21 protein-coding genes are annotated in these 24,851 nt (G+C 37.0%); 13 read left to right on the top strand and 8 right to left on the bottom strand.

Features of this window, described 5'->3' with window-relative positions; translation table 11 throughout:
• Positions 1-209: 209 nt before the first annotated feature.
• On the top strand, positions 210-509 hold the full coding sequence (locus tag CLV94_RS14565; RefSeq protein ID WP_147406638.1) for a hypothetical protein: 300 nt from the start codon (positions 210-212) through the stop codon (positions 507-509).
• A gap of 12 nt (positions 510-521) precedes the next feature.
• Here the strand turns inward: CLV94_RS14565 and CLV94_RS14560 are convergent, their stop codons facing one another.
• Genes CLV94_RS14560 through CLV94_RS14545 form a run of 4 tightly spaced genes read right to left on the bottom strand, consistent with a single transcriptional unit; the run spans position 522 to position 2,930 of the window.
• Positions 522-1,175, bottom strand: a complete 654-nt coding sequence (locus CLV94_RS14560; RefSeq protein WP_121377225.1) for an endonuclease III domain-containing protein — start codon at positions 1,173-1,175, stop codon at positions 522-524.
• A gap of 3 nt (positions 1,176-1,178) precedes the next feature.
• Positions 1,179-1,571, bottom strand: a complete 393-nt coding sequence (gene msrB, locus CLV94_RS14555; RefSeq protein ID WP_121377244.1) for a peptide-methionine (R)-S-oxide reductase MsrB — start codon at positions 1,569-1,571, stop codon at positions 1,179-1,181.
• A 4-nt stretch (positions 1,572-1,575) separates the two neighbouring features.
• The gene (gene msrB, locus CLV94_RS14550; protein ID WP_121377224.1) at positions 1,576-2,064 is read right to left on the bottom strand and encodes a peptide-methionine (R)-S-oxide reductase MsrB; all 489 of its coding nucleotides are present in this window, start codon (positions 2,062-2,064) and stop codon (positions 1,576-1,578) included.
• Between the two features lie 5 nt (positions 2,065-2,069).
• Positions 2,070-2,930 carry an alpha/beta fold hydrolase gene (locus CLV94_RS14545; RefSeq protein WP_121377223.1) on the bottom strand — a complete coding sequence of 287 codons (861 nt, stop codon included), beginning with the start codon at positions 2,928-2,930 and terminating at the stop codon, positions 2,070-2,072.
• 234 nt (positions 2,931-3,164) lie between these two features.
• On the opposite strand from CLV94_RS14545, the gene CLV94_RS14535 reads away from it, so the two are divergent.
• From CLV94_RS14535 to CLV94_RS14505, 7 genes are all read left to right on the top strand, one after another.
• Positions 3,165-3,983, top strand: coding sequence for a M48 family metallopeptidase (locus CLV94_RS14535; protein ID WP_121377221.1), 819 nt, complete (start codon positions 3,165-3,167; stop codon positions 3,981-3,983).
• A gap of 82 nt (positions 3,984-4,065) precedes the next feature.
• Positions 4,066-5,379, top strand: coding sequence for an MFS transporter (locus CLV94_RS14530; RefSeq protein ID WP_121377220.1), 1,314 nt, complete (start codon positions 4,066-4,068; stop codon positions 5,377-5,379).
• 83 nt (positions 5,380-5,462) lie between these two features.
• A complete protein-coding gene (locus tag CLV94_RS14525) occupies positions 5,463-6,356 on the top strand; it encodes a DUF6252 family protein (protein ID WP_121377219.1) in 894 nt (297 codons plus the stop codon).
• Positions 6,357-6,551: 195 nt separating this feature from the next.
• Positions 6,552-9,002 carry an endopeptidase La gene (lon, locus tag CLV94_RS14520; protein WP_121377218.1) on the top strand — a complete coding sequence of 817 codons (2,451 nt, stop codon included), beginning with the start codon at positions 6,552-6,554 and terminating at the stop codon, positions 9,000-9,002.
• A gap of 144 nt (positions 9,003-9,146) precedes the next feature.
• Positions 9,147-10,166, top strand: a complete 1,020-nt coding sequence (gene porQ / locus CLV94_RS14515) for a type IX secretion system protein PorQ (RefSeq protein ID WP_121377217.1) — start codon at positions 9,147-9,149, stop codon at positions 10,164-10,166.
• A 6-nt stretch (positions 10,167-10,172) separates the two neighbouring features.
• The gene (gene cmk, locus CLV94_RS14510) at positions 10,173-10,868 is read left to right on the top strand and encodes a (d)CMP kinase (RefSeq protein WP_121377216.1); all 696 of its coding nucleotides are present in this window, start codon (positions 10,173-10,175) and stop codon (positions 10,866-10,868) included.
• Positions 10,869-10,936: 68 nt separating this feature from the next.
• Positions 10,937-12,262 carry a nucleoside permease gene (locus CLV94_RS14505; RefSeq protein ID WP_121377215.1) on the top strand — a complete coding sequence of 442 codons (1,326 nt, stop codon included), beginning with the start codon at positions 10,937-10,939 and terminating at the stop codon, positions 12,260-12,262.
• 15 nt (positions 12,263-12,277) lie between these two features.
• Here CLV94_RS14505 and CLV94_RS14500 read toward each other — a convergent pair whose 3' ends face one another.
• Complete coding sequence (locus CLV94_RS14500; protein ID WP_147406637.1) at positions 12,278-12,796, bottom strand: hypothetical protein; 519 nt, start codon at positions 12,794-12,796, stop codon at positions 12,278-12,280.
• Between the two features lie 383 nt (positions 12,797-13,179).
• On the opposite strand from CLV94_RS14500, the gene rpsA reads away from it, so the two are divergent.
• The 3 genes from rpsA to CLV94_RS14485 all read left to right on the top strand — a co-directional run bounded on the left by rpsA (position 13,180) and on the right by CLV94_RS14485 (position 16,373).
• The gene (gene rpsA / locus CLV94_RS14495; protein WP_121377213.1) at positions 13,180-14,952 is read left to right on the top strand and encodes a 30S ribosomal protein S1; all 1,773 of its coding nucleotides are present in this window, start codon (positions 13,180-13,182) and stop codon (positions 14,950-14,952) included.
• A 148-nt stretch (positions 14,953-15,100) separates the two neighbouring features.
• Entirely contained in the window at positions 15,101-15,661 is a 561-nt protein-coding gene (locus CLV94_RS14490) for a fasciclin domain-containing protein (protein WP_121377212.1), read from the top strand.
• A gap of 148 nt (positions 15,662-15,809) precedes the next feature.
• Positions 15,810-16,373 (top strand): fasciclin domain-containing protein, encoded by a 564-nt coding sequence (locus tag CLV94_RS14485; protein ID WP_121377243.1) that lies wholly within the window; start codon positions 15,810-15,812, stop codon positions 16,371-16,373.
• Between the two features lie 81 nt (positions 16,374-16,454).
• On the opposite strand, the gene pheT is transcribed toward CLV94_RS14485, so the two are convergent.
• Positions 16,455-18,878, bottom strand: coding sequence for a phenylalanine--tRNA ligase subunit beta (gene pheT / locus CLV94_RS14480; protein ID WP_121377211.1), 2,424 nt, complete (start codon positions 18,876-18,878; stop codon positions 16,455-16,457).
• Positions 18,879-19,129: 251 nt separating this feature from the next.
• Here pheT and CLV94_RS14475 point away from each other — a divergent pair, with 251 nt between their 5' ends.
• A complete protein-coding gene (locus tag CLV94_RS14475) occupies positions 19,130-21,073 on the top strand; it encodes a KUP/HAK/KT family potassium transporter (protein WP_121377210.1) in 1,944 nt (647 codons plus the stop codon).
• Between the two features lie 67 nt (positions 21,074-21,140).
• Here the strand turns inward: CLV94_RS14475 and CLV94_RS14470 are convergent, their stop codons facing one another.
• Positions 21,141-22,007: a bestrophin family protein gene (locus tag CLV94_RS14470; RefSeq protein ID WP_121377209.1), complete on the bottom strand. Its 867-nt coding sequence runs from the start codon at positions 22,005-22,007 to the stop codon at positions 21,141-21,143.
• Positions 22,008-22,035: 28 nt separating this feature from the next.
• Positions 22,036-24,141 carry an ATP-dependent DNA helicase RecG gene (gene recG, locus CLV94_RS14465; protein WP_121377208.1) on the bottom strand — a complete coding sequence of 702 codons (2,106 nt, stop codon included), beginning with the start codon at positions 24,139-24,141 and terminating at the stop codon, positions 22,036-22,038.
• A gap of 162 nt (positions 24,142-24,303) precedes the next feature.
• Here recG and CLV94_RS14460 point away from each other — a divergent pair, with 162 nt between their 5' ends.
• Positions 24,304-24,849: a DUF1697 domain-containing protein gene (locus CLV94_RS14460; RefSeq protein ID WP_121377207.1), complete on the top strand. Its 546-nt coding sequence runs from the start codon at positions 24,304-24,306 to the stop codon at positions 24,847-24,849.
• The last annotated feature ends 2 nt before the right edge of the window (positions 24,850-24,851 follow it).

Below are 24,851 nucleotides of genomic sequence, written 5' to 3'. Positions count from 1 at the left end.
CCTGCGCAGATGGTACTGCAATCCTGTGGGAGAGTATGTCGCCGCCTTCCTTTGAAAGAGTCCTTACATATCGTAGGGACTCTTTTTTTTGCATATATGCAAGGCATCTTACCCAAATTGGCGTTCTTGACTACTAAAGTTTATTTAAAATGCTTTTACTACTATCATGAATGAACTAACTTTATTATAACAACACAAAAATTATAATTATGAAAAAGTTATTTTGTTTATCGATAATGTTTCTGGGTATAGGAATTTGTATACCAACTGAAGCTAAAGCAACTGAGAAATCAGCTATGGTAGTATCACAAGAAAAAGAATACAAGAAGATAACACCAGAAGAGGTTAATAAAGAGGCTCTTATGAATATAAAAGCTAAATATGGCGATTATCAAATTGTGGAAGCTGCTGTGGCAGCAGATGGAGAATATAAATTAGTATTAAAAAAAGACAATGCTTCACTAACAGCATTATTTACTTCTGCTGGAGATTTAATAAAAATATTATAATAAAAAAGGCGGTCAATTTTGACCGCCTTTTTTATTTTTATAAAACTCACATACAGAGTTCATTATGCATTCACTGTGTTTTGGATTTGTTGGCCTGCACGTTTCCCTACCTAAAAAGGAGATGGCAAGACCAGCTTCAGACCACATCGATTTTGGCAAGACTTCCATCATTTCTTTTTCAATTTTGTCTGCGTCTTTTGATTTGGCAATTCCTAATCTTGGCGCTACCCTGACAACATGCAGATCGGCCATAATACCTTCGGGGGCTGCCCCAGCTTCTCTCATGATTACATTGGCTGATTTTCTGCCTATACCTTTTAATGCTGTCAATTCCTTCATTGTCAGAGGTATATTCTTGTCTTGTTTTATGTTTTCTGCAATCTCAAGAAGCCATTTAAGTTTATTTCCGTGAAAGCGAACTTCTTCTATATAAGGTAATAGTGACTTTTCATGTGCTTCTGCTAGGGACTTCATGTTCGGAAATGCCTTGAATAATTCCGGGGCAATTTTGTTAATATGAGCGTCGCTATCTTGCGCAGATAAAACTACCATGACCAATAATTGATACAGATTTTTATAGTCAAGAGGATGTTTCTTGTCCTTATACTTTACAATTAATGGCTTAAGGGCTGCGGCCCAGTCGGTCGACTCATTAAATAAATCCATCTTTTACTCTTTGAAATCAATAGATAGTGAGTTTACGCAGTAGCGTTGCCCTGTTTCTGTAGGACCATCGTCAAAAACATGGCCTAAATGACTGCCACAGTTGGCACATAAAATTTCGGTTCGTAACATTCCATGAGAAGTATCTTTTATATATTCTACTTTTCCATGAATCGATTCATCAAAAGAAGGCCAGCCACAATGGGCATCGAATTTCGAGTCGCTTTTAAACAGTGGCTCTCCGCAGGCACCGCAGCAGTAGGTTCCTCTTTCAAAAAGCAGGTTGTATTTTCCAGAATGTGGAAATTCTGTTCCTTTTTGGCGTAATATTTTATAGCGCTCCAAGCCTAATTGGGCTTTCCATTCCTCTTCGGTTTTGTTTATCGGATATTCTTTCATGGCATTATTTTTTAGCAGGTTCAAATTTTATAGAAACTGAATTTGTACAGAAACGCTTTCCTGTTGTTTCTTTCGGGCCGTCATCAAAAACATGTCCTAGATGGCCACCGCATTTTGCGCACATGACTTCAGTTCTTGTCATTCCAAAACTGGTATCTTCTTTATATATTACTGAGCCTTTTATGGCTTGATCGAAAGAAGGCCATCCACAATCGGAGTCAAATTTTGCATCAGAATTAAAAAGAACATTTCCACAGGCGGCACAGACATACTTGCCTTTTTCAAAATGGTTATAATATTTGCCAGTAAAGGCTCTTTCTGTGCCTTTTTTACGAAGGACTTCATATTGTTCAGGTGTCAATTCTTTTTTCCATTCGGCATCTGTCTTTTGGATTTTTGCAGCAGGTTCGTTTTTCGCAACCTCTTTTTTCTCTTGGCTTTGGCAGGATAAAAAGGTAAAAAAAGAAATTAATAGAAGGATGTAATTTTTCATAGTTTTTATTTTAAAAAGTCTGTAATTTTTTTAATGACTTTTGCATCGCCTAATATTTTACGATGGCCAAGTCCCTCGGTAATGACCAATTCGCTTTCTTTTAGATTTTCATTAATGTGATAGGCAGCCTTGACAGGGACATCCTCATCGTCTTTATCATGAAGTACTAAAACCGGAATTGAGACTTCCTTTGCTGCTACATACGCAGAAAAGCTGTCCATGGTTTCTCCAATTTTCTTTTCGAAACTAGCTTTCATCTTTTTACTTATAGCAATATTCATTCCTAATTTTTCTACAAAATCATCCATAATATCTTCCACAATATCACCGCTTCCAATGATGACCGCTTTTTTTACTTTCAGTCCTCTTTTTATAGAATTGAGGATCGACATGCCTCCTAAAGAATGTCCGATTGCAAATTCAAAAGGGCCAAAATTCTTCTCCAATTCTAAAATACTGGCTATAAATTCAGTCATATTGCTCGTCTTTCCTGGAGACTTTCCATGAGCAGGCGCATCGAAGCTGATGGTTGTATAACCTAACTTCAGCATTTCGTCCGCTATTTTTACCAGCTGTGTGCCTCTTCCAGACCAACCATGGACGAGCAAGACTTTTTTATCGCTTTTCCCATAGCTATAAACGACTATTTCTTTTTCAATGCTTGAAATTGTTACGTTTTGCTGTAGCGAATTCTTGTCCATTTCGATTTCTCTTTTGGGCAGCTTGTATTTTACGGGGGATGTAAATAATTTTGCCGCAAATTTCATCGCTAATTTTGAAGAAGTAACTTCCAATAATTTAGCGGTAATCAAAATCGACTTTGGTATTTTTAAGGATTGTTGATGTATTTTCGGTTGATCAGACATATGGCAAAATTTTTATGCAAGTTATTACTTCTGCTAAAGTTTATTAAATTTAGGAATCATAAATTAAACATAAAAGACATTTGTGCTATTAATCAATTTGTTAAGTTGAAAGTCCGTTTTTATATATCGCTTGATAGAAATATTGTTAGTATCTTAACAACAAATAAAGATTTCTTCGAAACTAATGTCGAAGTAAATTAGTAAATTTGAGTATAACCAATTAAATTGATTCTTATGAAAAGAAGATATCTGATACTACCGATTGCTATTTTTGGTATTGTTTATTCCTGTGCAACAAATCCTTTTACGGGTAAGAGTACGTTGGCATTGGTTCCCGATTCGCAAATTCTTCCGTCGGCATTTCAGCAATATAGCGCCTTTCTAAAGGAGAATAAGGTAATTACAGGAACAGCTGATGCGCAAAGAGTAACTACTGTAGGTACAAAAATTAAAAATGCAGCCGAAAAATATTTGAATGCTAACGGCTATAAAGGGTATTTGAAAGACTACCAATGGGAATACAAATTGGTCGATAGCAAAGAAGTTAATGCATGGTGTATGCCAGGAGGAAAAATTGTCTTTTATACTGGAATTCTTCCGATTACAAAAGACGAAACAGGCATGGCTGTTGTTATGGGGCATGAAGTCGCCCATGCACTATTAAATCATGGCCAGCAAAGAATGAGTGCCGATGTTTTGCAACAATTGGGAGCTGCGGGTGTAGGAGCTGCTGTCGGCAACCAAACTGAAGCTACGCAGAAAATTGCAATGCAGGCCTACGGGGTAGGAACGCAATACGGAGTGACCCTGCCTTTCAGCAGAAGTCATGAGAGTGAAGCAGATAAGGTTGGACTGACATTAATGGCAATAGCAGGCTACAATCCAGACCAGTCGGTTGCTTTTTGGGAAAGAATGGCAGCCAATTCGGGAGGCAGTGCGCCGCCAGAGTTTATGAGTACTCACCCGTCAAATTCCACAAGAATTGCCAACCTGAAAGCCTTGATTCCGCAGGCCAAAGCAGAAGCGGCAAAATACGGTGTGACATTTAAATAAAAGATAATCTCGATTAGATAAAAAAATAATATCTTCGAAGCTGTTCTCACGAGCAGCTTTTTTTATACCTAAAAACAAACTTATGCAAACAGCTTTACCAAAAGGAAGTAAAAAACTAATGAACGCTTGGGCGTTTTATGATTGGGCAAATTCGGTATATACTTTGGTTATTGCTTCAGCGATCTTTCCAATTTATTATGGAGCTCTTTTTAAAATTAAGGGAGATATTTATATTGATGTTTTTGGAACTACGCTCAAAAATTCGGCATTAATTAGTTTTGTGACAGCGGCAGCATTTTTGGTTGTTTCTTTCATCTCGCCGTTGCTTTCCGGAATTTCAGACTATGTCGGAAATAAAAAAACCTTCCTGCAGTTTTTCTGCTATTTAGGTGCCTTTTCGTGTATTGGTCTGTATTGGTTTGATTTGAGTCAGATTTATATCAGCTTGACTTTCTATTTCTTCGGTTTGATCGGTTTTTGGGGAAGCTTGGTTTTTTATAATTCCTATTTGCCTGATGTCGCTTTTCCAGAACAGCAAGACAAATTGAGTGCTAGAGGTTATTCTTTAGGATATATAGGAAGCGTCGTCTTATTAGTGGTTAATTTAGCCATGGTCATGAAGCCAGAATTATTTGGAATTACTGGTACAGAAGGCGAGGCAGCCATGAAAGCTATGCGTTACTGCTTTATTTCCGTTGGAGCTTGGTGGATTGTATTTGCGCAGTACTCATTTTACTATCTGCCGAAAGGAAATAATGAAAATAAAATCACGAAATCTGTTTTCTTCAACGGCTTTAAGGAACTACGAAAAGTATGGAATTTGTTGGGAGAGAATCTTACTCTAAAAAAATATCTTTATAGTTTCTTTGTCTACAGCATGGCAGTCCAAACGTTTATGCTTGCGGCTACTTATTTCGGAGAACAAGAAGTTAATTGGGAAACCGATTCACAAAGAACCTCAGGATTAATCATTTGTATATTGTTGATTCAATTAGTTGCAGTGGCAGGAGCTATACTAACTTCGAGAGCAGCGCTTAAATTCGGAAATATCCGCACATTGATATTTATAAATTTTATATGGATTACGCTCTGTGGTGCAGCTTATCTTATCGAGACTCCAAACCAGTTTTATGTCGTAGCCAGCTTTGTAGGATTGGTCATGGGCGGTATCCAGTCTTTATCGAGATCTACCTATTCGAAATTACTGCCAGAAACAAAAGATACGACCTCATTTTTTAGCTTTTATGATGTAGCCGAAAAAATAGGAATCGTAATTGGAATGGGAATCTTTGCAGCTATAGATCAAATTACAGGAAGCATGAGAAATGCTATCGTTTTTCTAGCCATATTTTTTATTACAGGAGTAGTTCTTTTATTTAGAGTGCCAAAAAGATAGCCCCGAAAGAATAAAAATATATATTATGCGTTTCAAATAAAAAAATTATATTTGGAAACCTAATTAAACCTAACAAAAATAGAATGAGCAAATTAAAATTTTTAGCTGCTTTTGCGCTAATTTTCACAGCCTTTAACTTCACTTCATGTGATAATGAGCCATTAGACAGCGCTATAGACCCGAATGAAGGAGGCGAAACAGAAGAAGCATTATTTAAAGCTGATTTTGATGGGCAAACATTTTCAACAACCACAACCATGGCTTATATTTCTGGCGGTTCTATAATCATTGGTGCCTACAGATCTAATGGAGAAAATTTTTCAATGATTTTGGATGGTACTGTTGCAGGAACTTATCCTGCAAACGATAATCTTATAACGTACACACCACCAGGAAGCGAGTACGGATTTATCGGGTCGCATCCGACCGATGAAAATGCGGATACAGGCTCTGTTATCATTACTTCTATTAACACTACGGATCGTACCATTTCTGGAACATTTACTTTTACAGGTTACTGGAGTGATGAAAGTACGACTGTGGCTCCGAAAACATTCAGTAATGGAGTATTTACGAATATCCCATACACGACAACTAATCCGACTGGCGATACTTTCGATGCGACTTTGAACAGTCTGCCGTTTAATGATACAGACATCCTTACAAGCGAAATATCGGTTGGCGGACAAGATTTTATTTCTGTAGCTGCAGAAAATAATGCTGGACAAAGCATTACTGTAAGCATGAGATCGAACTTGACGGCAGGTACTTATACCATAACAGGAAACATAGCGACTGATGTTGTTCAAGTTAATTTTAAACCTGAGAGTGCCAGCTTTGGAACACCGGCAACGAGCGGTTCTGTTACTATAATTGAGAAAACAGCAACCAGAATTAAAGGTACATTTACAGGAACCGTAGTTATCGGTGCTGTTACCTATCAAATTACAAATGGAGCTTTCGATGTTGAATATTAATAAGTCATGTCAACATCTATAATATAAAATCCCGATTCATTCGGGATTTTTTTATGGCATAAAGATTGATTTTATATAAACGAAGCCAATAAATTCATTTTATTACTATTTGGTTTTCAAAGGAATAAGGTTAGCACTATAGCAAAACAGGATTCCCTCCAAAAATGTTTAATGACAAAATGACTTAAATATACTATGTCAAATCAAAAAATACTTACAATTGACAATCTGTCACTTCAAGAATTCGATAACGATTCAGAATTAATCCCTCTTTTAACCCCTGAGGATGAAGAAGAAATGAATAATGAGCAGCTTCCGAGTGATCTTCCGATCCTGCCATTACGAAATACAGTTTTGTTTCCGGGTGTCGTAATTCCTATTACGGCTGGCCGTGACAAATCCATCAAGCTTATTAATGATGCCAACGCAGGCGGAAAGGTAATCGGAGTCGTTTCTCAAAAGAATGAAGAAGATGAAGATCCGTCGCCAGAAGACATCAATAAAGTTGGGACAGTAGCTCGAATCCTTCGCGTTTTAAAAATGCCTGATGGAAACGTGACCGTAATCCTTCAAGGAAAAAAACGCTTTGAAATCGATACCGTTACTTCAGAACAACCTTACTTGAAAGCAACCATCAAAGAAGTTCCTGAAAAACGTCCAGATAACGACGAAGCAGAATTTTCTACGATTATTGATTCTGTAAAAGAATTGGCAATCCAAATCATTAAGGAGAGCCCAAACATTCCTACAGAGGCTACTTTTGCTATAAAAAATATTGAAAGCAAGTCTTTCTTGATCAATTTTGTTTCTTCGAATATGAATCTTTCTGTGAAAGAAAAGCAAGATTTGTTGATGATTAATGACTTGAAAGAAAGAGCACTGTCTACTTTGCGTTTCATGAACGTCGAGTTGCAGAAGCTGGAACTGAAAAACGATATCCAGTCTAAAGTTCGTTTTGATTTGGATCAGCAACAGCGCGAATACTTCCTTCATCAGCAAATGAAAACGATCCAGGAAGAATTAGGAGGCGTTTCTCATGAAGAAGAAATTGATGATATGCGCGAGAAAGGACTCAAGAAAAAATGGAACGAAAAGACAAAGAACCATTTTGAGAAAGAACTTTCAAAAATGCAGCGAATGAATCCGCAGTCTCCCGATTTCGGAATACAAAGAAACTATCTTGAGCTGTATCTTGAATTGCCTTGGAATGAATTTTCTAAAGACAATTTTGACCTAAAACGGGCCCAAAAAATATTGGATAGAGATCATTTCGGGTTGGAAGACGTAAAGAAAAGAATGATTGAGCATTTGGCAGTTCTGAAATTGCGAAATGATATGAAGTCTCCTATTCTTTGCTTGTATGGACCTCCGGGAGTGGGTAAGACATCTATCGGAAAGTCGGTTGCTGAAGCTTTGGGAAGAGAATATGTTAGAATTTCATTAGGCGGTATGCGTGATGAAGCTGAAATCAGAGGGCACAGGAAAACCTACATTGGCGCTATGCCAGGAAGAATTATCCAAAGCCTTAAAAAAGCAAAAACATCTAATCCTGTTTTTGTTTTAGACGAAATAGATAAATTATCAAGCAGTAACAACGGCGATCCGTCTTCAGCTTTGCTGGAAGTTTTGGATCCTGAGCAAAACTCAGATTTCTATGATAACTTTTTAGAAATGGGCTTTGACCTTTCTAAGGTGATGTTTATTGCTACTTCTAATAATATGGCTTCGATACAGCCAGCCCTGAAAGACAGGATGGAAGTCATCAACATGACAGGCTATACCATTGAAGAAAAAGTTGAAATTGCAAAGCAGCACCTGCTTCCAAAGCAATTAAAAGAGCACGGACTGACCACAAAAGATTTGTCTATAGGTAAGAAACAGTTGGAAAAAATAGTGGTAGGCTATACAAGAGAATCTGGAGTCAGAGGCTTGGAAAAACAAATTGCCAAAATGGTTCGTAATACTGCAAAATCTATCGCGATGGAAGAGGAGTATAACGTAAAAGTAACCGATGAAGATGTTGTCAAAATTCTTGGAGCTGCAAGAATGGAGCGCGACAAATACGAAAATAATGATGTGGCCGGAGTCGTTACAGGATTGGCTTGGACAAGCGTAGGAGGTGATATTCTTTTTATAGAATCCATACTTTCTAAAGGAAAAGGCAGCTTGACCATGACAGGAAACTTGGGAACGGTAATGAAAGAATCGGCTACAATCGCGCTAGAATATATCAAGTCGAATGCAGAACGATTGGGAATTGATCCTGAGGTAATTGCTAATTATAATGTCCATGTTCACGTTCCAGAAGGAGCTACTCCAAAAGACGGTCCGAGTGCCGGAGTTGCCATGCTGACTTCTTTGGTTTCTTCTTTCGTACAGCGAAAAGTAAAGAAAAGCCTTGCTATGACCGGTGAGATTACGCTTCGTGGAAGAGTACTTCCGGTTGGTGGAATCAAAGAAAAAATATTAGCTGCCAAAAGAGCTAACATTAAAGAAATCATCCTTTGCCATGAAAACAAGCGCGATATCGATGAAATCAAGCCAGAATATCTAGAAGGACTTACTTTTCATTATGTGAAAGAAATGAGCGAAGTGTTAGCCATAGCAATAACAGACCAGAAAGCTAAGAATGCTAAAGCGCTCTAATCTTTAGATTTACAAACTATTTACTCGAAAAGGCAAAAGTGAAATTAATTTTCAAACTTTTGCCTTTTCTGTTTTATCTTTTGCTTTAAAAAATAATATCTTCGCATCTGCGTTATATATTCAGAAATAAGGAAAAATCCCTAAATGTTTAAGAAGCTGCTTATTGTTTTTCTAATACTGTTTTGCACTGAAGCTTTCAGTCAAATTGGCGGTAAATATGTATATCAGTTTCTGAATCTGGTAACTTCTCCAAGACAGGCGGCATTAGGAGGAAAGACTGTAACCATCTACGATTATGATGTCAATCAGGGCTTCTTTAATCCGGCAACCATCAATCCAGAAATGGATAATCGTCTTTCTGTAAATTACGGCAGTTATTATGGTGAAGTAACTTACGGAACTGCTGCTTATGCTTATACGTATGACCGACATGTCCAGACTTTCCACGTTGGCGTCAATTATGTCAATTATGGTAATTTTGAAGGATATGACGAAAACGGACAGAAAACGTCTGATTTTACAGGTAGCGAAATCGCACTGTCTTTCGGATATGCTTATAACATTCCATGGACAGATATCTTTATCGGTGCGAACGGCAAATTGATTTCTTCTACCTTAGAAAGCTATAATTCTTTTGGAGCTGCAATGGATTTGGGCGCTTTGTATGTTGACGATTATAACGATATTAATATTGGTCTTGCCATACGAAATATCGGTGTGCAGATAAAGCCATATCAGGATACCAACGAAAAATTGCCGATGGAAATCGTAGCAGGAATTTCGCAAGAATTAGAAAACGTGCCTATCCGCTGGCACCTGACATTAGAAAACCTGCAGCAATGGAATATTGCTTTCTCTAATCCTAACCGAACAGAAGGTTCTTTAGACGGCGGTTCAAAAGAAGAGAAAGTAGGCTTTATGAATAATGCTTTGAGACACGTCATCGTAGGTGCAGAACTTTTCCCTGAAAAAAGTTTTTCAATTCGACTCGGATATAATTTTAGAAGAGCAGAAGAACTTCGTATTGTAGAACAGCGAAATTTCTCAGGATTGTCAGCCGGTTTCGGATTGCGTTTTAATAAAATCAGATTCGATTATTCCTATTCCAGATATACTTCGGCGGCAAACACCAGCCTTTTTGGATTAATGATTAACCTTCAATAAACTACTTTGGATAAAAAAATTACTATTGCCATTGATGGCTTTTCGTCTACAGGAAAAAGTACGCTGGCCAAACAGCTTGCCAAATACTTAGGCTATATTTATGTCGATACTGGCGCGATGTACCGTGCGGTGACCTTCTATGCAATGGAGCATGATTTTATTTCAGAAACTCATTTCGACAAAAAATCGCTTGTCGAAAAATTACCTAAGATCAGTCTGCAATTTCTGTTCAATCCTGATTTGGGATTTGCCGAAATATATTTGAACGAAAAAAACGTTGAAACAGAAATCAGAACATTGGCGGTTTCAAACTTCGTCAGCAAGATTGCAGAAATCTCTGAAGTCCGTGCCAAGCTTGTCGAACAGCAACAGCAGATGGGCAAAAACAAAGGCATCGTAATGGATGGAAGGGATATCGGAACCGTAGTTTTTACAGATGCCGAACTAAAGCTTTTTATGACGGCAAGCCCGGAAACAAGAGCTAAAAGGCGCTATGACGAACTTATCGAGAAAGGGCAAGAAGTAACTTACGAAGAAGTACTTAAAAACGTGCAAGAACGCGATTATATTGATACTCACAGAGAAGACTCACCTTTGACAAAAGCAGCAGATGCTATCGAAATAGACAATTCTCATCTTTCAATCCAAGAACAATTTGACAAAGTTTTAGAATTGGTAAATACTGTAGCTAAAACGTTGTAATTTTTTGTTTATCTCATTTTTAATAGTAGATTTACAGGCTGTTAAATTTTCAACATAAAAACTAATTTATGGGAATTAAATTTAGGTTAACTTTGATGAGCTTTCTTCAATTTTTTGTTTGGGGAGCTTGGCTGATCACGATTGGAACATATTGTTTTAATGCAAAAGGCTGGACTGGTGCAGAATTCGGCGCCATATTTTCAACATTAGGACTTTCTTCACTGTTTATGCCGGCACTGACCGGAATCATAGCTGACAAATGGCTGAACGCCGAAAAGCTATACGGAATACTGCACATTTTCTACGGCCTTATCCTTTTATATGTTCCTCAAGTTAATGACCCTAACATTTTGTTCTATGTCATATTTGGAGCGATGATCTGCTATATGCCGACCATTTCGCTTTCGAATTCTATCGCTTATACTATTTTAAAAAATAATAAATACGACGTCGTAAAAGTTTTTCCACCAATCCGCGTTTGGGGAACTATCGGTTTCATCGTTGCTATGTGGATTACGAATATTTTCAGTTCGCCAACGCCACCTCAGATTTTCAAAGGATTGGGCTTAAGTGTGGGTAATGCTATTTCTGAAATTTCAGGAAACCCTATTTATGCGAATCAGTTTTATATTGCGGCTTTTGTAGCTATCCTATTAGGAATCTATTCTTTTACGTTGCCAAAATGTCCGCCACAGAAATCCATCTCAAAAGATGCTAGCTTTGTAGAACAATTAGGTCTGAATGCTTTCAAATTATTCAGCTCCTATAAAATGGCTTTATTTTTTGTGTTTTCTATGTTTTTGGGCGGTGCTCTGCAACTGACCAATATGTATGGAGATGCGTTTCTAAACGATTTTGCTAAGATTCCAGAATACAAAGATTCTTTTGTGGTGGAATATTCTACCATAATCATGTCGATTTCTCAAGTTTCAGAAACGTTGTTTATCTTGGCAATTCCTTTCTTCCTGAGACGTTTTGGAATCAAGCAGGTAATGTTGTTTTCTATGATTGCATGGGTTCTGCGTTTTGGATTATTTGCCTACGGAGATCCAGTAGAAGGCTTATGGATGATTATTCTTTCTTGTATCGTATACGGAATGGCATTTGATTTCTTTAATATTTCAGGTTCTTTGTTTGTCGAGACGACTACTGACCCGAAGATACGCGCAAGCGCTCAAGGACTATTCATGATGATGACCAATGGAGTAGGAGCATACCTTGGAAGCGTCATCAGCGGTTATGCGATAGACAAATATTTTACGCATGGCGATACAAAAGATTGGCACAGTATCTGGCTTTCTTTTGCCTTATACGCTTTAATAATAGCTATAGCTTTTGCGGTTATGTTTAAACACAAGCACAAGCCAGAAGATGTTGAGACTATTTCCCATTAAAAACAAAAAAGAGCTTCAGACCTGAAGCTCTTTTTTGTTAATCTCTTTTTTGAATTCTTGTATATCATCATAATCATTAATCTTTAGTATAGTTGTGGCTCTAAGTATTGAAATTTTATTGGTTTTTACAAGCGATATTACAAAAGGCTTTATACTTAAATAATGCCCAGAAAATTCTTGTTGAAAATGAATGCTGTACTTTGCTCCGTCAGTAAAATAAAAGGTAATGGCGTTATCTGTTCCATTAAATATTTTTGGTGTAATGCTTCTTGAGCTGTATTCGATTCTTTGATTATCATAACTGCCTATCATTAAATCGATATCTTCAATTCTTGAAATATCAATAATTTCATCATTTATGAATACATTTTCAGGATTGAAGACCAATTTTCCAGATAAGGCTCCAGATAAAGGTTCTTTGATAAAATAGCTTACGAAAATCAGTATAACATAAATAATCATTAAAATCCCAAACAAAGGTGTGAAAAACTTTATAAAGAAATAGTTAATAGGTGTTACATAAAGTTTTATCATAAAGGCAAGGATACAAAATACAACGAGTATGTATAGGATGTTATGATATCTCAGTTTAATTTTTTTTCGCGGAATAAAAATAGGGAAGGTATTGTTCATTGTATAAATAAGAAATCTTTATGTAAATATATAGATTATTCAATTTATTTCTACTAAATGCTTATAGTATGTCGAAAATGATTTAAGCGTTGATTTGTAAATAATTGCATTAAAATTATCATTATATCATATTTGGCAGATTAAAAAATAATTATTAATTTTGCAAACCTTTTGGCGGAGAAGAGTTTCCTTTAGGTATCAACTATTTATGTAAAACACTTCTGTTTTTTCTATTGCATCAAGAAACTCGAGAAAACACAGAATACAAATTTTTATCAGAACAGATGTCTGAACAAACAAAAACACAAGCGGAATTTTTAGAGAACTTTAACTGGCATAACTTCCAAGAAGGTATTGATGCTGTTGACGAAAAAAACCTGCAAGAATTTGAGGAATTAGTTGAAAAAACTTTTATCTCTACAGATCAGGAAGAAGTAGTTGAAGGTGTGGTAGTTAGAATTACTGACAGAGATGCAATCGTTGATATCAACGCTAAATCTGAAGGTGTTATTTCTTTAAACGAATTTCGTTACAATCCAAACTTGAAAGTTGGAGACAAAGTAGAAGTATTAATTGACGTTCGTGAGGACAAAACTGGTCAATTGGTTCTTTCTCACAGAAAAGCTCGTACTATCAAAGCTTGGGACAGAGTTATTGCTGCTAATGAAACAGGTGAAATCGTTAACGGTTTCGTTAAATGCAGAACTAAAGGTGGTATGATCGTTGACGTATTTGGAATCGAGGCATTCTTGCCAGGATCTCAAATCGACGTGAAGCCAATCAGAGATTACGATCAATATGTAAACAAAATGATGGAATTCAAAGTTGTGAAAATCAACCATGAGTTCAAAAACGTTGTTGTTTCTCATAAAGCGCTTATCGAAGCTGATATTGAAGTACAGAAAAAAGAAATCATCGGTCAATTAGAAAAAGGACAAGTATTAGAAGGTGTTGTTAAAAACATTACTTCTTATGGTGTGTTTATTGACCTTGGTGGTGTTGATGGTTTGATCCACATTACTGACCTTTCTTGGTCAAGAATCAACCACCCAAGTGAAGTTCTTGAATTAGACCAAAAATTAAATGTTGTAATCCTTGATTTCGATGATGAGAAAACAAGAATCCAACTTGGTTTGAAACAATTGAACGCTCACCCATGGGATGCTTTAGACGCTGACCTAAAAGTTGGTGACAAAGTAAAAGGTAAAGTAGTTGTAATCGCTGATTACGGTGCTTTCATCGAGGTTGCTGAAGGTGTTGAAGGTTTGATCCACGTTTCTGAAATGTCATGGTCAACTCACTTGAGAAGTGCTCAAGATTTCGTAAAAGTTGGTGATGAAGTAGAAGCTGTTATCTTGACTTTAGATAGAGAAGATCGTAAGATGTCATTAGGTATCAAACAATTGACTCAAGATCCATGGACTGATATCACTTCTAAATATCCTGTTGGTTCTAAACACACAGGTATCGTTAGAAACTTTACAAACTTTGGAGTTTTCGTAGAACTAGAAGAAGGAATTGATGGTTTGATCTACATTTCTGACCTTTCTTGGACTAAGAAAATCAAACACCCATCTGAATTCGTAAGCGTTGGTGAAAAACTTGACGTAGTAGTATTGGAATTAGATGTTGAAGGACGTAAATTATCTTTAGGTCACAAACAAACTACTGCTAATCCTTGGGACAAATATGAAGATTCTTTCGCTGTTGGAACTATCCACACTGGAGAAATCTCTGAAATCGTTGACAAAGGAGCTACTGTAGAATTCGGTGATGATATCGTTGCTTTCATTCCAACACGTCACCTTGAAAAAGAAGACGGTAAGAAATTGAAAAAAGGCGAAAGCGCTGACTTCAAAGTTATCGAGTTCAACAAAGAATTCAAAAGAGTAGTTGCTTCTCACACTGCTATCTTCCGTGAAGAAGAAGAGAAAAACGTGAAAGCTGCAACTGAGAATAACAATGTATCTTCAAGCAATGCTTCTGCATCTACTTTAGGAGACAACAATGATATTCTTGCTGAATTAAAAGCTAAAATGGAAAAAGGAGGAAACTAATTCCTAACCGTTTTTAAATACGAAAGCCTCACAGAAATGTGAGGCTTTTTTATTTATTTTAAATGATAGTATTAAAATTTTGTTTAAATTTGAAATCCTAAAATCATGGAATTATATTCTAATATGAATGCAATTTTAAAAACTAACTATGAAGACTAATAAAAATCTGGCAATTACAATGTTTGTGTTATTCTTAAGCATTGCTTCTTTTGCTCAAAAATCTCAAAAAAACACGAATACTGTTGATCCAAAATTTGATGCGACTAAAAACATTATTCAAAACCTTTCTGCATCTCAGAATTATTCCTCTCTAGCAAAAGTTTTTAAAGCGGCAGAATTTGAGCAACTACTTAGCGAAGAAGGACCTTATACAATTCTAGCACCAAGCAACGAAGCTTTTAACAGAGCTTCTGAAAGAGTAGACTTCTTGTTAGATCCAAAAAATATCTTGCGTACTAAAGATGTAGCTGCTTACTATATTATCTATGGAAAATGGTATGCAAATGACTTCGGAAAGTTAGTAAGAATGAGCAAAGGCAAAGGCGAGATCAAAACGGCTGACGGAGAAGTCCTTACAGTTACTTGGGAAAATAGAAATTTCTATTTTACAGACAGCAAAGGAAACAAATCAAAAGTTGTTTTCTCAGATGCAATACAAAGCAATGGAATCATCCACGGTATTGACGGAGTTTTCTCTTCAAACCAATAAAAAAATATTTCATATAGAAAAAGCCCCGCAGAATGCGGGGCTTTTTGTTTTTACAGCTTTTTTAAAGTAAATAGTAAAAATGAAAAAAAACCAAAACAAATGTATTTGCGTAAATGCCATTATAAACTTTTTAAAAAAACATTTAATTATGAAAACCACCAAATTTTTATCAATCGCAATCGTATTTACATTACTACTTGGAACTTCTGTATTTGCTCAAAAAGAAAAAACAGTCATGGTTGGAGGAGCGCCAATGTATCCTTCAAAAAATATCATTGAAAACGCTGTAAACTCTAAAGATCATACGACTTTGGTCGCTGCGGTAAAAGCAGCTGATCTAGTAGCTACATTGCAAGGAAAAGGACCTTTTACAGTTTTTGCTCCAACTAATGAAGCTTTTGCAAAATTGCCAAAAGGAACCGTAGAAATGCTATTGAAACCAGAAAACAAAGCAAAGCTGCAATCTATTTTGACGTATCACGTTGTGGCAGGAAAAATGAGCTCAGCCGATATAGCTAAAGCCATAAAGAAAGGAAACGGAAAGGCAACACTGACAACTGTTCAAGGAGGAAAACTGACAGCTTGGATGGAAGGAAAAGACCTTTATATAACGGACGAAAACGGAGCTAAGTCTAAAGTCACGATTGCTGACGTAAACCAATCAAACGGTGTTATCCATGTAGTGGATGCCGTAGTAACTCCAAAGGCATAATTCAACTAGATACTATTTTTGAATTTGTAAATGAAAAATCCCGATACTATCGGGATTTTTCTATTTAAAAAAAGTATTTATTTAGCGAAGTACAGCGCCAAGCTCCGTTTCGAGATTGTGCTGTAATTTCCCCATGATTTTGTCGATTTGCGCATCAGTAAGGGTTTTAGAATTATCTTGAATGATAAAGCTTACTGCATACGATTTTTTGCCTTCAGGAAGATTCTTTCCTTCATAAACATCAAAAAGATTGATATCTTTCAGTAAGGATTTTTCGGTCTGACGTGCGATGGTATATATGGCATCAAATGCTACATTTTGATCGACAAGCAATGCCAAATCTCTTCGTACTTCAGGGTATTTAGGAATATCCGTGAATTTGATTTTATTTGAAATCAATTTCAATACCAAGTTCCAATTGAAATCTGCAAACAAAACTTCTTGCTTGATGTCGAAATGCTTCAGGATTGATTTTTTAACCGTTCCCAATTCCACAACAATATCATTTCCTACGGCAATAGCGATTCCTTCTGCAAACACATCAGATTCTACCGGCCTATTGTTTGTTTTTTCGATTCCAAGTCTTGATAAAATTGCAGTGGCATAACCTTTGAATAAAAAGAAATCAGAAGGTTTTTGCGGCGCATTCCAGCTTTCGCCAAGACGATTTCCAGTCGTAAATAACGTAAGGTGTTTGTTCTCGTTATATCCTGACGGCAGTTTATGGTAAGATTTTCCAAATTCAAACAACTTCAAGTCGGAATTTCTTCGGTTGATGTTATATGAAACAGCTTCCAATCCAGAGAACAATAACGACTGTCTCATCGCAGACAAATCATTGCTCAAAGGATTCATGATTAAAACGTTGAATTCTTCTCGAAGCATTTCAGATAATTGCACATATTCTGGAGAGGTCAGCGAATTGGCCATCATCTCATTGAATCCTTGCGAATTTAACTGTGTCGCGATAATATTCTGTACTTTATAATCTTCTGTCCTGGCTGCATTAGAAACAGTAGCATTGAACTTTTTGGTAAAGTTGATGTTGTTGTAACCATAGACTCTCAAAATTTCTTCAATTACGTCGATTTCTCTTTGCACGTCAACTCGGTAGGATGGAATAATCAATCCTAATCCTGCATCAGATACACTGTTTACTTTTATGTCCAAAGAAACTAAGATTTTCTTGATGGTTTCTTTTGGCAATTCCTGTCCGATGATTTTTGTTGCTTTGGCAAAATTCAAGAACACCGGGAAATCCTCAATCTTTTTAGGGTAAATATCGATGATGTCTGAAGTAATCTCACCTCCGGCTACTTCCTGAATCAACAAGGCTGCACGTTTCAGCGCATATTCAGTAATCGTTGGATCGATTCCTCTTTCAAAACGGAAAGAAGCATCCGTATTCAAACCATGTCTTTTGGCTGATTTTCTAACGCTTACGGGATTGAAATAAGCACTTTCTAAAAAGATAGAAGTCGTATTTTCAGAAACACCTGAATTTTTTCCTCCGAAAACACCCGCAATACACATGGGCCCATTTTCATCACAAATCATCAAGTCTTCTTCATGGAGCGTTCTTTCTACATCATCAAGAGTCGTGAATTTTGTTCCGGCTGGAACTGTTTTTACGATAACTTTATTTCCTTTTACTTTTGCGGCATCAAAAGCATGAAGCGGCTGACCCAATTCGTGCATTACGTAATTGGTCACGTCTACAATATTATTTTTAGGAGTAAGCCCGATTGATTTCAGTCGGTTTTGCAACCATTCTGGCGATTGTTTTACCGCTATTTCAGAAATGGTAACACCACAATATCTTGGAGCCAATTTAGAATCTTCTACTTTGATGTCCATCTTCAATGTCCTTTTGTCAACCCTAAAGTTGCTGACAGAAGGCGTAATCAATTCTGTGTGAGCATTCGTCTGAAGCATTCCAGCTCTTAAATCCCTTGCTACACCAAGATGGCTCATGGCGTCAGCTCGGTTGGGTGTCAATCCAATTTCGAATACTTCATCATTTTCAATATTGAATACTTTAGATGCAGGAGTTCCAGGAGCATATTTGTCATCGAGGATCATGATTCCGTCGTGGCTTGTTCCAAGACCTAATTCATCTTCGGCACAAATCATTCCATGACTTTCTTGGTCTCTGATCTTGCCTTTTTTTATCTGGAAAGCATTTCCATCTTTATCATATAATGTAGTTCCGATTGTTGCAACAGGCACTTTTTGTCCAGCCGCAACATTCGCTGCTCCACAGACAATTTGAACCGGAGTACCCGTGCCTAAGTCAACCGTAGTGACTTTCAGACGGTCTGCATTCGGATGCTGTACGCAAGTCAGGACATGTCCAACAACAATGCCTTCTAAGCCTCCTTTTACGGATTGGTATTTTTCAACACCTTCGACTTCTAAACCTAAATCGGTTAAAAGTGATGCTGTTTCATCAGATTTCCAATCTGTTTTGATAAATTGCTTAAGCCAGTTATATGAAATTTTCATTGTTGTTTTTGGTATTATTTTTTGTAAGGTTGCAAAGATAGGATTTTTTGATTTTTTAAAGAATTTTTAAAGTGCATAAATTAGGTAAAAATCGCTCCAAAATGTCTAAAATTAGGATGAATGGGGTGACAACAAAGCCGATAGACAGAAAGAAATCGATTTCAAAAAATTATGTTAAAATAATACTTGCTTGATTTTAATTTGGATAAGGTAATTATTTGTAATTTTGTTCTCTTTTAAATTGACTTTCCGTGGGAAAACATATTCACAAATTATCTGCTGCAGGATTATTAGTTACTTTAGGAATTATTTTTGGAGACATCGGAACTTCGCCGTTGTACGTTTTAAAAGCCATAGTCGGAGACGACCCTATTGTTTCGAGAGATATCATCGGAGCCATTTCGGCTATCTTTTGGACCTTGACATTACAGACCACCGTGAAATACGTTATCATTACGCTTCGTGCAGATAACAAGGGCGAAGGTGGTATTTTTTCACTTTATACTTTAATTAGAAAAACCAAAGTAAAATGGTTGCTTTTTCCAGCCATTATTGGAGGAAGTACGCTTTTAGCAGACGGAATTATCACGCCGCCGATTTCGGTTTCTTCTGCTATTGAAGGACTAAGAGTTATTAATCCAGACATTCCAACAATTCCGATTGTTATTGCGATTATTACTATTCTTTTTGGATTACAGCAGTTTGGTACCAAGCTGATTGGAAAATTTTTCGGGCCTGTCATGTTCACCTGGTTCTCGATGCTTGGTATTTTAGGAGCGATACAGTTAGGAACAAATGTTCATGTTCTTTCAGCATTTAATCCTTATCATGCTTATGAACTTTTGATGAACCACAAACAAGGTTTCTTAATCTTAGGCGCCGTTTTCTTATGTACGACTGGAGCTGAAGCTTTATATTCTGATTTAGGACATTGTGGTAAAGAAAATATCCGCGTAAGCTGGATTTTTGTAAAATGCATGCTTTTGCTGAACTATTTCGGACAAGGAGCTTGGTTGATATCGCATGAAGGCATGAGTCTGAAATCTGTTGGAGTTACGAATCCGTTTTATGCCATCATGCCAGAATGGTTCTTGCCTTTTGGAATCGGAATAGCGACATTGGCTGCCGTTGTGGCCAGCCAGGCGATGATCAGCGGCTCTTTCACTTTGATCAATGAGGCCATCCGATTGAATTTCTGGCCAAAAGTAAAAATCAAATATCCTACTGAACTAAAAGGACAATTATACATTCCTTCTCTAAACTGGATGTTATGGATTGGCTGTGTTCTTGTTGTATTATATTTCAAAGAATCTTCAGGAATGGAAGCGGCGTACGGCCTTGCAATCGTGATGACGATGTTGATGACGACTTCGTTATTAAATTTCTATCTGATTCTAAAAAGGTACAACAAGATTTTCATTACAGTTTTAATTACGACGTATGCTATAATCGAAATTTCATTCTTGATTGCCAATCTTCATAAATTCTCAGACGGCGGTTACATCACATTGCTGATTGCGATGATGCTGATGGCAACGATGTTTGTCTGGTATTTTGCCAGAAAAATTAGGAATCGTTATTTGGTATTTGTCAAATTATCAGATTATTTGCCTGTCTTGGAAGATTTGAGTCGAGATATGAGCGTACCGAAATATGCCACGAACCTAGTGTATCTGACCAGTGCTGATCATAGGACAGAAATCGAATCGAAGATTATGTATTCGATTTTAAATAAACAGCCAAAACGTGCGGATATTTATTGGTTCGTTCACGTACATGTTGTCGATGAACCGTATACGATGGAATACCGCGTGAATGAATTTATTCATGATGACGTAATCCGAATCGATTTTAGGCTCGGTTTCCGCGTAGCGCCAAGAATCAGCTTGATGTTCAAGAAAGTGGTGGAAGACATGGTGAAAAACAAAGAAGTAGATGTAACAAGCCGTTATGCTTCTTTAAATAAGAATAACATTATCGGGGATTTCAGATTTATCTTGATAGAGAAGTTTATTTCTTATGATAACGATCTGCCATTCTACGAAAAATGGATTCTCGATACGTATAACATTTTGAAAAAAATGGGACTTTCAGAAGAGAAAGCTTTCGGGCTGGATTCCAGTTCGGTGACCATAGAGTCGTTCCCGCTGCTGATTACAGCTCCAAGGGAAATTTGCCTTACTCGAGTTGATTAATAACGATCTATAAAATATAAAAAGCCGAAGCACTGCTTCGGCTTTTTTGTTTGAAAGAACTTAAGAATTAATAAATCAGCTCTTCTACATTTTTTTGGATATTTTCTGAGATTTTCTGGGTTGGAAGGTCATTAGGATCATTTCCAAACGGATCTTCAATTTCTTCAGCGATAAGCTCCAAACTAGCCAATACATAGAAGATGAAGACTACGACAGGAACAACATAATATCCTAATTGGAAGACATAGCCAAAAGGCAAGGTCAGTACGTAAGTAAAGATGAATTTTTTGATAAACGCACTATAAGAGTAGGGAATAGGCGTATTTTTGATTCTCTCGCATGCCCCGCAGACATCTGTAAACGATTGAATTTCTGCATTCAATACAATCAATTGATCGCCAGAAATTCTTCCGGAAAGATACATCTCATTTACACGCTGTATCATTGTTTTGGCAATCTGGTTCGGCTTGTGCTTGTAATGATCTTTGGATAAAGTCTTGTCATCAAAAAGCTCATGGCTGATACTTTCTGTCTTAAGATGCAGATTTAGTACGGAAGCATAAGCAGGAATGATTTTCCTAAAAAAATCTTTATCCTCTTTATCTTGCAGCATTACAGACAATTTTATAGCGAGATTACGGCTGTTGTTGACCAAAGCGCCCCACATTTTTCGGCCTTCCCACCAACGGTCATAAGCTGTATTTGTCCTGAATACTAATAAAAGGGAAATTACAAAGCCAAGCATGTTGTGCATTACTGTTATGTTTTTGACATGGCTGTTTTCGGATAAATTCCAATATTCTAATTCCAGATAGGCGACTCCTGCGGAATAAAGACCGATCAGGATCATTATCCAGAAAAGCTTACGGATCGTATCGCCCTTGTGGAAATTAAAGATGAATGAAAACCATTCTTTTGGATTGTATGAAATCATTTTTTGTTGTTTTTAGTGATTAGCTGTACTAGCTTATATAATTCCAGATGTTTTTCTTTTTTGACATTTCGATAAAAACTTGTCGCAAGTTTTGATGTTCCGGCTTGGTCATCGAAGCATCGTCTTTTAATAATTTAACGGCATAATGCCTTGCTAATTGTAAAATCTCCCTATCCTTTACTAAATCGGCAATCTGCAGGTTTAAGACGCCGCTTTGCTGGGTTCCCATCAAGTCACCTGGTCCTCGAAGTTTCAAGTCGACTTCTGCAATTTCAAAACCATCGTTTGTCCGAGTCATTGTTTCCATCCTGATTTTGCTGTCGTTGCTTAATTTATGGCCCGTCATCAAGATGCAATAGCTTTGTTCTGCGCCACGTCCTACGCGTCCGCGTAACTGATGCAGCTGCGATAAGCCGAAACGTTCTGCGCTTTCAATAATCATCACGCTGGCATTAGGTACATTCACGCCGACTTCAATAACGGTGGTTGCGACCATAATATTGGTCTTTCCTTGTGAAAAACGCTGCATTTCGGAATCTTTGTCGGCTGGCTTCATTTTTCCATGAACGATACTGACGCTGTATTTCGGCAGCGGAAAATCTCTTGAAATACTCTCATAACCGTCCATCAAATCTTTGTAATCCATCTTTTCGGATTCTTGTATCAAAGGATATACGATGTAAATCTGCCTGCCTTTTTCAATTTCATCTTTGATAAACTTCCAGACTTTTAATCGGTTCGAATCATAACGATGGACGGTCTGAATCGGCTTTCTTCCTGGTGGCAATTCGTCAATTACCGAAATATCCAAATCGCCATACAGACTCATGGCCAAGGTTCTTGGAATAGGCGTTGCTGTCATGACCAAAACGTGCGGCGGAATATCGTTTTTCTTCCAAAGCTTGGAACGCTGTTCTACGCCAAAACGATGCTGCTCGTCAATAATAGCAAGGCCTAAATTGTGAAACTTTACTTTATCTTCCAATAAAGCATGAGTCCCGATAATGATGTGGAGGCTTCCGTTTTCTAATTCCTCATGGATGATTTTTCGATCTGAAGTTTTAGTCGAGCCAGTCAGTATTTTGATATTAATATTCAACGGTTTAGCTAATTCTGACAATCCATTAAAATGCTGGTTAGCCAAGATTTCTGTCGGTGCCATAAGGCATGCCTGAAAGCCATTATCCAAAGCCAGAAGCATGCTCATTAGCGCTACGATGGTTTTTCCAGAACCTACGTCGCCTTGCAGCAATCGATTCATCTGGGCAGGATTCCCCATGTCATTTCGGATTTCTTTCAATACTCTTTTTTGAGCATTTGTCAGATCAAAAGGCAAGTGGTTGGTATAGAAGTTATTAAAATAATCGCCTACTTTTTCAAAAGGGTGTCCTTTAATTTTACTTTTTCGGATCAGGTTTTTTGTGATAAGCTGTAACTGTATAAAAAACAATTCCTCAAATTTTAATCGAAATTGTGCTTTTGCCAATAAATCAGGACTTTTCGGGAAATGAATATTGAACAGAGCCGCATTTTTAGGAATCAGCTTGAGCTCTTCAATCAGATAATTAGGTATCGTTTCCTGAAACAGCGCTTGTGTTTCGACAAAAAGCTGCTGCATCAATTTATTGATTGTGCGGTTTGAAATTCCCCGCTGTGTCAATTTTTCGGTTGACGGATAGACAGGCTGCATCGCCGAACGGAGATTCTGTTCGTGCTCGGCAAGCAGTTCCATTTCTGGATGTGCCATATTGAACTGTCCGTTAAAAGAAGTGCATTTTCCAAAAATAACATAGACCGTGTTTAATTTTAGGTTTTCCCGAATCCATTTCTGGCCTTGAAACCACACGAGTTCCATCTCTCCCGTATCGTCAATAAAAGTCGCAACAAGGCGCTTGCCCTTTTTTTGCTCAACGGTCTTGATGTGGATTATCTTTCCGATAATCTGGACTTCTGCATTGGTATTCTGCAATTCGTTTATTTTATAATAACGTGTCCTGTCGATATAACGATTTGGAAATAAATTTATCAGGTCGCCATATTTGTGAATGCCTAATTCCTTCCGAAGCAATTCGCCACGGGCCGGGCCAACGCCTTTTAGGTATTCAATAGGAGTTTCTAATAAATTGTTTTGCATTGTCTAATTAAAACACGAATATAAGCCATTAATTGAAAACTATAAAATGCGAGCCGAACTTGTTTGTCTTGCATTAGGCTTATCTCTTGATTATACAGATTTTATTCTAAAGTAAGATTTTGGCTAAAGAAAATGATATATTTGGATTCAAATTCAATCTAAATGACAACGCACCTTGCATTGCTTCGCGGCATTAATGTTTCCGGACATAATATGATTAAAATGGAAGCTCTAAAAACGACGTTAGAAGCTATCGGCTTTCAAAATGTACAGACCTATATACAATCGGGAAATGTTTTTGTAGATATAGAAGAAGAGAATGCTTTAAAAGTAGGTTTTCTGATTAGACAGGAAATTTTCAAAGTTTTCGGTCATGAAGTGCCTGTCGTTGTTATTGGCAAAGATGATTTGGCGATCTGCTTTCGAAACAATCCTTTCCTGAAAGAAAAAGATATCGATACTAAAAAACTATATGTCGCTTTTGTTTCTACTACTTTAAAGAGCGAAAGTATTAATGATTTGAAGATAAGCCAATTCAAACCCGACGAAGCAAGTATCGATGGAAGCCGAATTTATATCAAATATGCAGTCGGTGCCGGAAAAACCAGATTCGACCAAAAATATATCGAAAAGAAGCTGAATGTTACTGCTACAATCAGAAACTGGAATACCGTGACTCAATTACTAACACTATTTGAGGAAAGATAAAA

It is taken from the genome of Flavobacterium endophyticum, from assembly GCF_003634455.1.
Classification (GTDB): domain Bacteria; phylum Bacteroidota; class Bacteroidia; order Flavobacteriales; family Flavobacteriaceae; genus Flavobacterium; species Flavobacterium endophyticum.
This window is presented reverse-complemented; position numbering and strand designations above follow the sequence as displayed.